General features: G+C 73.3%; 8 protein-coding genes. 4 read left to right on the top strand and 4 right to left on the bottom strand.

All coding sequences use genetic code 11. The features are described from left to right. Positions 1–502 precede the first annotated feature (502 nt). Both ACFWZ2_RS18190 and ACFWZ2_RS18185 read right to left on the bottom strand, forming a co-directional pair. The gene (locus tag ACFWZ2_RS18190; protein WP_384546740.1) at positions 503–976 is read right to left on the bottom strand and encodes a nitroreductase family deazaflavin-dependent oxidoreductase; all 474 of its coding nucleotides are present in this window, start codon (positions 974–976) and stop codon (positions 503–505) included. After that, positions 976–2253, bottom strand: a complete 1278-nt coding sequence (locus tag ACFWZ2_RS18185) for an acyl-CoA dehydrogenase family protein (protein WP_384546738.1) — start codon at positions 2251–2253, stop codon at positions 976–978. Before ACFWZ2_RS18185 ends, ACFWZ2_RS18190 begins: the two co-directional genes overlap by 1 nt. Positions 2254–2469: 216 nt before the next feature. On the opposite strand from ACFWZ2_RS18185, the gene ACFWZ2_RS18180 reads away from it, so the two are divergent. Both ACFWZ2_RS18180 and ACFWZ2_RS18175 read left to right on the top strand, forming a co-directional pair. Continuing rightward, positions 2470–3651, top strand: coding sequence for an acetyl-CoA acetyltransferase (locus tag ACFWZ2_RS18180; protein ID WP_384546737.1), 1182 nt, complete (start codon positions 2470–2472; stop codon positions 3649–3651). A gap of 394 nt (positions 3652–4045) precedes the next feature. Beyond that, entirely contained in the window at positions 4046–4750 is a 705-nt protein-coding gene (locus tag ACFWZ2_RS18175) for a pyridoxal 5'-phosphate synthase (RefSeq protein WP_384546735.1), read from the top strand. Positions 4751–4768: 18 nt separating this feature from the next. On the opposite strand, the gene ACFWZ2_RS18170 is transcribed toward ACFWZ2_RS18175, so the two are convergent. Both ACFWZ2_RS18170 and ACFWZ2_RS18165 read right to left on the bottom strand, forming a co-directional pair. Next, positions 4769–5638 carry a GNAT family N-acetyltransferase gene (locus ACFWZ2_RS18170; RefSeq protein WP_384546733.1) on the bottom strand — a complete coding sequence of 290 codons (870 nt, stop codon included), beginning with the start codon at positions 5636–5638 and terminating at the stop codon, positions 4769–4771. Positions 5639–5953: 315 nt separating this feature from the next. Then, positions 5954–6397 (bottom strand): Zn-ribbon domain-containing OB-fold protein, encoded by a 444-nt coding sequence (locus ACFWZ2_RS18165; RefSeq protein WP_384546731.1) that lies wholly within the window; start codon positions 6395–6397, stop codon positions 5954–5956. Positions 6398–6850: 453 nt separating this feature from the next. On the opposite strand from ACFWZ2_RS18165, the gene ACFWZ2_RS18160 reads away from it, so the two are divergent. Next, entirely contained in the window at positions 6851–8014 is a 1164-nt protein-coding gene (locus tag ACFWZ2_RS18160) for a flavin-containing monooxygenase (RefSeq protein WP_384546729.1), read from the top strand. Between the two features lie 339 nt (positions 8015–8353). After that, positions 8354–10588, top strand: a complete 2235-nt coding sequence (locus tag ACFWZ2_RS18155) for an acetate--CoA ligase family protein (protein ID WP_384546727.1) — start codon at positions 8354–8356, stop codon at positions 10586–10588. The last annotated feature ends 18 nt before the right edge of the window (positions 10589–10606 follow it).

Genomic DNA, 10606 nt, shown 5'->3' with positions numbered 1-10606 from the left:
CGAGTGCCGCCGCGTTGGGGCTGATCGCGCAGTTCCCCGCGCCCCCTACGGGGCCCCCACCCTTCGGGTACCGCCGGAGCGTTCTGCCTTCGACTCCGCCAGGGCGTTCCTTCTCCGGCGCCCCCGGGGCGTTCCTTCTTCGAGTGCCGCCGCGTTGGGGCTGATCGCGCAGTTCCCCGCGCCCCCTACGGGGCCCTCACCCTTCGGGTACCGCCGAGGAGTTCTGCCTTCGACTCCGCCAGAACCTTCCAGCTTCGGCTCCGCCCGGACGCTCCCTCCCCGGCCCCGCCGGGACGTTCCTTCTTCGAGTGCCGCCACGCTGTGGCTGATCGCGCAGTTCCCCGCGCCCCTCACGGGGCCCCCACCCCTCGCGCACCGCCGGAGCGTTCCGCCCTCGGCTCCGCCCGGACGCTCCCTCCCCGGCCCCGCCCGGGGCGTTCCTTCTTCGAGTGCCGCCACGCTGTGGCTGATCGCGCGGTTCCCCGTGCCCCTGGCGGGGTCCTCAGCGGCGGGTTAGGCGGAATAGGCGGATCTCTCGGTCGACTCGTTGTTGGTAGGTGGCGTAGGGGGGCCAGAAGTTCAGTGCTGCTGTCCAGGCGGCTGTTCGTTCTGGGCCGGATAGGAGGCGGGCGTGTACGGGGATGTTGGTGGCGTGCCAGTTCACTTCGGCGTCGGGGTGGGCGAGGAGGTTGGTGGTCCAGGTTGGGTGGCCGGGGCGGCCGAAGTTGGAGCCGATCAGGAGCCAACTGTCGTTCTCCGGCTCGGGCATGCAGGCCAGTGGCGTGCGCCGGGGGAGGCCGCTCTTGGCGCCGCGTACGGTCAGGATGACGCCGGGCAGCATCTTTGCGCTGAGCAGGACCTTGCCGCGGGTCAGCCGGTGCACTGTGCGGTCCATCGCGGGGATGAAGTGCGGGGCGATCCGTGCGAACGTCCGGGTGGAGGACATCTTCTGCATCAGGCGCAGGCCGGGCGGCATCAGACGGCCCTTCCGAGTTCGGTGCTGGTGGGGGCGGCGGGTTCCTCCGGTGCCGGCGGGGGCGCGGACTCGTCCTCGTGTACGTCGTCGAACAGCCCCGCCCGTTCCGCCGCCCGCGCCCGCAGCCTGTGCACGGGGCCGAAGAGCAGTTCGTCGCTCGACGCGCGCTTGAAGTACAGATGGGCCTCGTGCTCCCAGGTGAAGCCGATGCCGCCGTGCAGTTGGACCGCTTCGGACGCGGCGGTGCGCAGTGCGTCGAGGGCCTGCGCGAGGGCGAGCCCGCCGGCCCGTTCGGCGCCCTGTCCGCCGAAGCCCGCGGCCTCGGCGCCCGCGGCCCACGCCGCGTAGTAGGCGGCCGAGCGGGCCGCCTGCACCTGGACGTACACATCGGCGAGACGGTGCTTGACCGCCTGGAAGGAGCCGATCGCGCGGCCGAACTGTTCGCGCTGCCTGACGTATTCGACGGTCCGCTCCATGACCCGGTCCGCGGCGCCGACCGCCTCGGCCGCGACGACGGTGGCGGCGACGTCCCCGACGGCGGCGAGCGCGGCGGGCACATCGGCCTGATCCTCGCCGAGCAACTCCGCTTCTACGTCGCGCAGTTCGACGCGCGCCTGCGTGCGGGTCTCGTCGAGTGCGGTCTGCCGCGTCCCCACCATTCCGTGCGCCCCTTCGCGTACGAGGAAGAGGAGCGTGCGGGACCGGGCGAAGCCTCCCGCGTGCGCGGCCACGACGAGCAGGCCCGCGCTGTGCCCGTCGAGGACCTGCTCGGCCTGGCCGTACAGCCGCCATGTCCCGTCCGGGATCCGCGCCTGCACACCGCCCGCGCGCCCGCCGCCCGACCAGTCGCCCGCGTTGTCGCCGACGAGACCGAGCGCCGTGGCGAGGCTGGTGCCGGGGACGGCGAGCGCGGCGGTCAGCTCGCCCGCCGCGATGCGCGGAAGCAGCTCGGCACGCTGCTCCTCGGTGCCGAGCGCGAGGATCAGCGGGGCGGCGAGCACGGCCGTCGAGAAGAGCGGGGACGGCGCGAGGGCGCGCCCCAATTCCTCGCAGCCTAGGGCCAGTTCGGCAGCCGTGCAGCCCACGCCGCCGTACGCCTCGGGCAGCGCGAGACCCGGCAGTCCGAGCTGCTCCGCGAGGGCCGCCCACAGGGCGCCGTCGTATCCGGCGGGGGTGCGCACGGCGGCCTTGACGTCGTCGGGACCGCAGCGTTTGGTGATCACTTCGCGAAGGGTGCGGCGGATCTCCCCCTGCTCCGCACTGAAGGCGGCATCCATCGGCAGACTCCTCCCCGGGGCCGGGTGCGACCACCCGAACCCTGATCTGACGGGCCGTCATATTAGGGCGGCGGCGGCGATATGCACAGGGTGGTGACGGGGTCGGTCACGCCGCTGTGCCCACGGCGCCGATTGCCGTGAACGGAGACGCAAGCCCGGCGCACACCCAATTCCATCCCTCCTCCCCGCCCCCACATCTGATGTACCGTCAGATTCATGGCTACTGCACCCCGTTCCACCTCCCGCAAGGTCGCCGTCGTCGGCGTAGCCCTCTCGGACTGCGGCCGGGTCGACGAGGCCACGCCCTACGCCCTGCACGCCCAGGCGGCCCGCCGCGCGCTCGCCGACTCCGGGCTCGGCCGTGAGGTCGTCGACGGCATCGCGTCGGCGGGCCTCGGCACGCTGGCACCGGTCGAGGTCGCCGAGTACCTGGGCCTCAAGCCCCGCTGGGTGGACTCGACTTCGGTCGGCGGCGCCACCTGGGAGGTCATGGCGGCGCACGCGGCTGACGCGATCGCGGCCGGGCACGCGAACGCCGTGCTCCTCGTGTACGGCTCGACGGCCCGCGCGGACATCAAGGCGAAGCGGCGTACGTCCAATCTGTCGTTCGGCGCCCGCGGACCGCTCCAGTTCGAAGTCCCGTACGGACACTCCCTGATCGCCAAGTACGCGATGGCCGCGCGCCGTCACATGCACGAGTACGGCACGACCCTGGAACAGCTCGCCTCGGTCGCCGTCCAGGCCAGGGCGAACGCGGCCGCCAACCCGGACGCGATGTTCCGCGACCCGATCACCGTCGACGACGTCCTGAGCGGCCCGATGATCGCGGACCCGTTCACCAAACTCCACTGCTGCATACGGTCCGACGGCGGCTGCGCGGTGCTGCTCGTCGCCGAGGAGTACGTACGGGACTGTGCGTCCGAACCCGTGTGGATCCTCGGCGCGGGCGAACACGTCTCGCACACCACGATGTCGGAGTGGGACGACTTCACCGTCTCCCCCGCGGCGGTCAGCGGCCGCCTCGCCTTCGAACGCGCGGGGGTGCGGCCCGCCGACATCGACATCGCCGAGATCTACGACGCCTTCACCTATATGACGATGGTGACCCTGGAGGACCTCGGCTTCTGCGCGAAGGGCGAGGGCGGTTCCTTCGCGGAGAAGGGCCGCCTCCTGCGGGACGGCGACCTGCCGACCAACACGGACGGCGGCGGCCTCTCCGCCCAACACCCGGGCATGCGCGGCCTGTTCCTGATCGTCGAAGCCGTACGGCAGCTGCGCGGGCAGGCGGGCGAGGGGCAGGTGCGACGACCCGACGGGAGCCTGCCGCAGCTGGCGGTGGCGTCGGGGACGGGCGGGTGGTTCTGCTCGTCGGGGACGGTGGTGTTGGGGCGGGGGTGAGGTCGCCGGGCTCGGCGTGGGAGAGGGACGGCGAGGGTGAGGCCGCCCGCCCCGCCGCAGGGTGAGGCCGCCCGCCCCGGCGCAGGGGTGAGGTCGCCAGCCCCGGCGCGGAAGGGGGAGGTCCCCGGGCTCGGCGCGGGAAGGGGACGACGAGGGTGAGGCCGCCCGTCCCGGCGCAGGGGTGAGGTCGCCAGCCCCGGCGCGGGAGGGGAAGGCCTCCCGCCCCGGCGCAGGAGGCGAAGGTCCCCCGCCCCGGCGCAGGAGGCGAAGGTCCCCCGCCCCGGCGCAGGAGGCGAAGGCCCCCCGCCCCGGCGCAGGAGGCGAAGGCCCCCCGCCCCGGCGCGGACGTGAGACGGAAGCCCCGCCGCGAGCCCCCGCGCGCCACAATCGCCCCATGACTTCATCCGGCGCACAGTCCTCCCCGGCCCCCACACCCCCCACGGAGTTCCAGCAGCTCCTGCGGGCCCAGCGCGTCTGGGACGTCGACCTGCCCGCCTTCGATCCGGCGGCGGCGCCCGCGGACCCGCTGCCCCTCTTCCACGCGTGGTTCGCGGAGGCGGTGGCCGCGGGGCAGGCCGAGCCGCACACCATGGGCCTGGCGACGGTGGACGAGGACGGCGGCCCGGACGTACGGACCGTGATGCTGCACGACGCGGACGACCACGGCTGGCACTTCGCGTCCCACGCCACCAGCAGGAAGGGCCGCCAGCTCGCGGCCCGCCCGGAAGCGGCCCTGCACTTCTACTGGGCGTCGCAGGGCCGCCAGATCCGGATCAGGGGCCGCGTCGTCACGGCACCCCACGCGGAGAGCCTCGCCGACCTGCACGCCCGCTCCGCCGGCGCGCTCGCGGCGGCGCTGGTGGGACGGCAGAGCGAAGTCCTCGACACGTACGAGGAGTTGGAGCGGTCGTCCGCCGCCGCCTGGGACCGCGCACAGGCGGACCCCGGCGCGGACGCGCCGACCTGGACGCTGTACGTGCTGGAGCCCGCGGAGGCGGAGTTCTTCCAGGGGGACGCGCGTCGCCGGCATGTGCGGCTGCGCTATCGGAAGGGCGGGGTCGGGGGCAAGCGTTGGATCAAGGAGTTGCTGTGGCCGTGACGGCGGAGGGACCGCCGGTCACGTGAAGTCGTACTGGCCGAAGTCGCGGACCGGACGGTAGCCGATGCGCTGGTAGAGGACGTTGCTGGTCGGGTTGTCGAGGTCGGTGAAGAGCAGCACCTCGGCGGCGCCCGCGTCGAGGGCGGCGCGGGTGACGGCGACGGTGACGGCCCCGCCGTAGCCGCGGCCGCGCAGGTCGGCGGGCGTGTAGACGGGGGCGACGCGCACCTGGCCCGCGGTACGGCGGGTGACACCGGCCATCGCGACGGGGGTGCCGTCGGGGGTTTCCCAGAAGGTCGCGCCCCCGTAGGCGATACGGGAGTCCGCCCACGCGCCGGAGTCCATCGCCGCCCGCTCCCCGATCGCCTCACCGAACTCCCGGTGCCAGCGCACGAGCAGTTCCCGGTCCGCCGCGGTGGCCACGCGCGGGCCTCCCGGCGGTGCGGGCTCGGGCGGCGTGAGGGTGCCGAGCCGGTACAGCCGCTGGCTCATGCTCGGTGCGGCGGTGGCCCCGGTGTGCTTCTCCCAGGCCCGGGCGAAGGCCTCCGCGGTGGCGGACTCGGTGGCCACTCCCGGCAAGTCCGGGCTGACGTCGGCGAGCCGCCGGGCGAGGGCGTCGACGGCCTCGGGGTCGAGAGGGCTGAGGGAGAGGCGGTGCGGCGGGGTCCGCACGAGGGCGCCCCGGACGGTGCCGTCCCCGTCGGCATACGTGCCGAAGAGCGGTTCCCCCTCCCCGTACGCCTGGAGGCCGCGCACCCGGAGCGTGTCCGTGACGCTGAGCAGGGCGGTGTGCGGGGCGGGCGCGGAGTGCAGGAACTTCTCGGCGCGGGCGAGGAAGGCGTCGAGGTCCGTGGTCAACTGCCAGGCGGGGCGCGGTTCGGAGGGCATGGGCCATGTTCCCTCGCACCGCTCGACGGCCACAAAGAGATTTAGGGCCTGGGGTGGCGGTCGGATGCCGTGGCTCCCGGGGCGGCGGTCAGGTGCCGTGGCTCCCGGGGGCGGCGGTCGGATGCCGTGGCTCCCGGAGGGGGCAGTCGGATGCCGTGGCTCCCGGAGGGGGCAGTCGGATGCCGTGACTCCCGGAGGGGGGCGGTCGGGATCCGTGGTCCCCGGGGCTGCCGTCGGGTTCCATGCCCCCCTGAGGCCTGCCCGGCGGACGGCCCCCCCTAGCCCCCTAGCCCCCTAGCCCCCGCCCCAGCGCTCTCACCCACCCGCCCCCTCGAACACCGGCACCGCGAACTCCCCCGCCTCCCGGAACGTCACCCGCAACGCCATCCCGATCCGCAGCTCCCCCTCCCCGCAGCCGACGACCTCCGTCATCATCCGCGGCCCCTCGGCGAGGTCGACGACCGCGGCGACGTAGGGGACGCGGCCGCCGAACGGCGGCAGGTCGTTCCGGTGCACCACCGACCAGGTGTAGAGCGTGGCGCGGCCGCTCGCCCGCTCCCAGGTGACGTCCTCGCTCCAGCAGTGCGGGCAGAACTCGCGCGGATAGTGGTGCGCCGCGCCGCACGCCCCGCAGCGGCGGATCAGGAGCCGCCCGTCGGCCGCCGCCTCCCAGTAAGGGCGGGTGAAGGCGTCGACCTCGGGAAGGTCGAAGCGCGGGCCCGCCGCCACCGATTCCTTGCTCACTGATTCCGTACCCATCAAAAGAGTCCGATCGCGTTGTCGTGGATCACCTGGCCCACGGGGACCACGTGGATCATCGGAACGAGAGGGCGAGAGGGCGAGAGGGCGAGAGGACGAAGGCGGGAGAACCCGAAGCCCCCGCACCCTCGCACCCCCACCCCCGCACATCCCCGCACCCCCGCACCCCCGCTCGAACCAGCCTTTCTCCGCCATGCGCCGCGCGGCAGTTCGACGGCGGCTCCCCGTCCTCCGCGGGCCGACCCCGAAGCGAACGACGGCACGCCGGACCGGGCCGACGCCATGCCCCCTCCCACGTCCCCCGCCGCACCCGCACTTCTGACGGTACGTCAGTTCAGCGCACCGGGCGGCCGATGCGCAAGGGGCGCACTTCTCGAACACCCGTGATCGATTCGCAACCGGTTCCGGACTTGACCGTCACCCATCAAGTAATCGCGCGGTTACTCTCCAGTCATGGCCGACTCGACACCTCCGCTAGCGACCCAGCAGGACCGCCCCGTGTACGTCATCGGAGGCGGCCCCGGCGGGCTGTCCGTGGCGGCGGCCCTGCGCGCACGCGGCGTACGCGCGGTCGTCCTGGAGAAGTCCGAACGCGTCGGCGCCTCCTGGCGCGGCCACTACGACCGCCTCCGGCTGCATACGACCCGTCGCCTCTCCGCGCTGCCCGGCCTGCCCATACCGCGGTCGTTCGGCCGGTGGGTGACGCGCGACAACGTGATCCGCTATCTGGAGAAGTACGCCGAGTACCACCGCCTCGACGTCGTCACCGGAGTCGAGGTGACCGGCCTGGAGCGCGCCCCCGACGGCACCGGATGGCTTCTGCACGCCACCGGCGGGCGGCAGTTGACCGGCAGCGCGGTGGTGATCGCCACCGGCTACAACCACACGCCCCGCCTCCCGGACTGGCCGGGCCGCGACACCTACTCCGGCGAGCTGCTGCACGCCGGCGACTACCGCAACCCCGCCCCCTACGCCGGCAAGGACGTCCTGGTCGTCGGCGTCGGCAACACCGGCGCCGAGATCGCCGTCGACCTCGTCGAGGGCGGCGCCGCCCGGGTCCGCCTCGCGGTGCGCACGGCGCCGCACATCGTGCGCCGGTCCACGGCGGGCTGGCCCGCGCAGCGCACGGGCATCCTGTGCCGCAGGCTCCCCGTCGCCCTGGTCGACCGCCTCTCGAAGCCGCTCGCCAGGATCAGCGTCCCCGACCTGGCACCCCAGGGCCTGCCCCGCCCCGACACGGGCCTGTACTCGCGGGTCAACGAGGGGGCGATCCCGGTCCAGGACGTGGGCCTGATCCACGCCGTCCGCACGGGCCGGGTCGAACCGGTCGCCGCCGTGGAGTCCTTCGACGACGGCAAGGTGACCCTCGCCGACGGCAGCCGGATCGCCCCGGAGGTCGTCATCGCGGCCACCGGCTACAGCCGCGCCCTGCACCCCCTCGTCGGCGACCTCGGCGTCCTCGACCACCGGGGCCACCCCACCGCCCACGGCCCCCGCACCCCCCGCCAGGCCCCCGGCCTCTACTTCACCGGCTTCACCAACCCCATCAGCGGCATGCTCCGCGAACTCTCCCTGGACGCGGAAAAGATCGCCAAGGCGATCAGCAAGTCCACGTGATGCGCGCCCCGTCAGGGGCGCGGGGAACTGCGCGAGCAACCACGAACAACCGCAGCCGCAGCCGCGCCCGCGGGGATCCCGGCAGACGCGTCCGCGACCCGTCGCACGCCGAGCGCGCAGTTCCCCGTGCCCCTGACGGGGCGGGGCCGATTCCCCTCTTGGCATCAGCCAGAATCCGCGCTTCCGTGGACAGGGAGAGCCGCACACGCCTCACAAGCCCCGCCCACCGCACAAGGTGCCCCGCCAGCCTTTGCCTGCAGCAGTGTTCCTGACACAGCGTCAGTTCAGTAATCTGACTGTGCGTCAGTTAAATGCTGTCACACAGGAGCGGGCGGACCGATGCTTGGATCGACTCACGGCACCTTCACCACCGACCCCCGCCGCGCCCATGTTGTGGCCTGCGGCGAACTCCCTCCCCGCACCGTCCACGGCAGGGCCGTCACGGCGGACGACGCGGACGACCTGGACGTCAGCGGCCGGCCGCTGCACGCCGACGTACCCGACCTGGACCGCTTCTTCCGGCCGGAGTCCGTCGCCGTCGTCGGCGCGTCGGACGCCGAGGGGCGGCCCAACACCGGTATCACCCGCCAGCTGATCGCGTGGGCCGAGCGGGTCGGCGCGCGCCTGCATCCCGTGCACCCCACCCGTCAGTCCGTCTTCGGCATCCCCTGCTTCCCTTCCGTCGCGGACCTGCCCGAACAGGTCGATCTGGCCGTGCTGTTGGTCGGCGACCCGCTGCCCGTGATCGAGCAGCTGGCCGAGGAGAAGGTGAGGTTCGCCGTCGCCTTCGCCTCCGGGTTCGCCGAGACCGGTGCGGAGGGCGCGGCCGCCCAGGCCCGGCTCGCGGCCGCAGTCCAGCGCTCGGGCCTGCGCCTGCTCGGCCCGAACACCAACCTCAACGCCTTCGAGAAGTTCCGCGAGGACCTCGAAGGACCCGCCATCGCGCTGATCACCCAGTCCGGCCACCAGGGCCGCCCCGTCTTCACCCTGCAGGAACTCGGCGTCCGCCTCTCCCACTGGGCGCCCACCGGCAACGAAGCGGACCTGGAGACCTCCGACTTCATCTCCTACTTCGCCGAACGCCCCGAGGTCGGCGCCATCGCCTGTTACGTCGAGGGGCTCAAGGACGGCCGCGCCTTCCTGCTCGCCGCCGACCGGGCCGCCCGGCGCGGGGTGCCCGTGGTCGCCGTCAAGGTCGGCCGCACCGAGACCGGCGCCCGCATGGCCGCCTCACACACCGGCAAACTGACCGGCGCCGACGCGGTGGTGGACGCGGCGATGCGGCAGTTCGGCGTGATCCGCGTGGACGGGCTCGACGAACTCCAGGACACGTCCGCCCTGTTGGCCCGGGCACACAGGCCGCGCGCCGACGGTGTCGTCGTCTATTCGATCTCGGGCGGCACGGGCGCGCACTTCTCGGACCTGGCGACCGCGCGGGGGCTCCGGCTGCCCGCGCTCTCCGACGCCAAGCAGGCGGAGCTGCACCAGTGGATACCGGAGTACCTGAACGTCGCCAACCCCGTCGACAACGGCGGTCACCCCGTCGGCGACTGGCGCGGCCGCAAGATCATCGACGCCATCCTCGACGATCCTGAGGTGGGGGTGCTGATCTGTCCGATCACCGGCCCCTTCCCGCCGATGAGCGACAAGCTGGCGCAGGACCTGGTGGACGCGGCGGAGCAGACGGACAAGCTGGTGTGCGTGGTGTGGGGCTCGCCCGTCGGCACCGAGGACGCCTACCGCGAGACGCTGCTCGGCTCCTCGCGCGTCGCCACCTTCCGTACGTTCGCCAACTGCATCACGGCGGTGCGCGCCTATCTCGACCACCACCGCTTCACGACCGGCTACCGCTCCCCCTTCGACGAGGCCCCGCGCTCCCCCTCGCCGTCCTTCCGCAAGGCCCAGGCCCTGATGCGGCCCGGCCAGCAGCTCAGCGAGCACGCGGCGAAGCAGCTGCTGCGCGCGTACGGGATTCGTGTACCGCGCGAGCAGTTGGTGACCAGCGCGGCGGCCGCCGTGCGCGCGGCCGGACTCGTCGGCTACCCCGTCGTCATGAAGGCGTCGGGCCCGCAGCTCGCGCACAAGACCGAACTCGGGCTCGTGAAGGTCGGGTTGACCTCGGCCAGCCAGGTGCGGGACGCCTACCGGGAGCTGACGGACATCGCCCGCTACGAGGGCATCAAGCTGGACGGCGTACTCGTCTGCCAGATGGTCGAGCGGGGCGTCGAGATGGTCGTCGGCGTCACGCACGACCCCCTGTTCGGCCCCACGGTGACCGTCGGGCTCGGCGGTGTGCTCGTCGAGGTCCTCAGGGACGCGGCCGTGCGGGTGCCGCCCTTCGGCGAGGACCAGGCCAAGGCGATGCTCTCCGAACTGCGCGGGCGCGCCCTGCTCGACGGGGTCAGGGGGGCGCCACCCGCCGACGTCGACGCGCTCGTCGAAGTCGTGCTGCGGGTGCAGCGGATGGCGCTCGAACTGGGCGACGACCTCGCCGAACTGGACATCAATCCCTTGATGGTGCTGCCCCGCGGGCAGGGCGCCGTGGCGCTCGACGCGCTCGCCGTCTGCCGCTGAGCGATGCCCCAGACGGTG

It is taken from the genome of Streptomyces sp. NPDC059002 (assembly GCF_042740435.1).
In the GTDB taxonomy this organism is placed as follows: domain Bacteria; phylum Actinomycetota; class Actinomycetes; order Streptomycetales; family Streptomycetaceae; genus Streptomyces.
The sequence above is the reverse complement of the archived record's forward strand: the minus strand, read 5'-3'. Positions and strand labels throughout refer to the sequence as shown.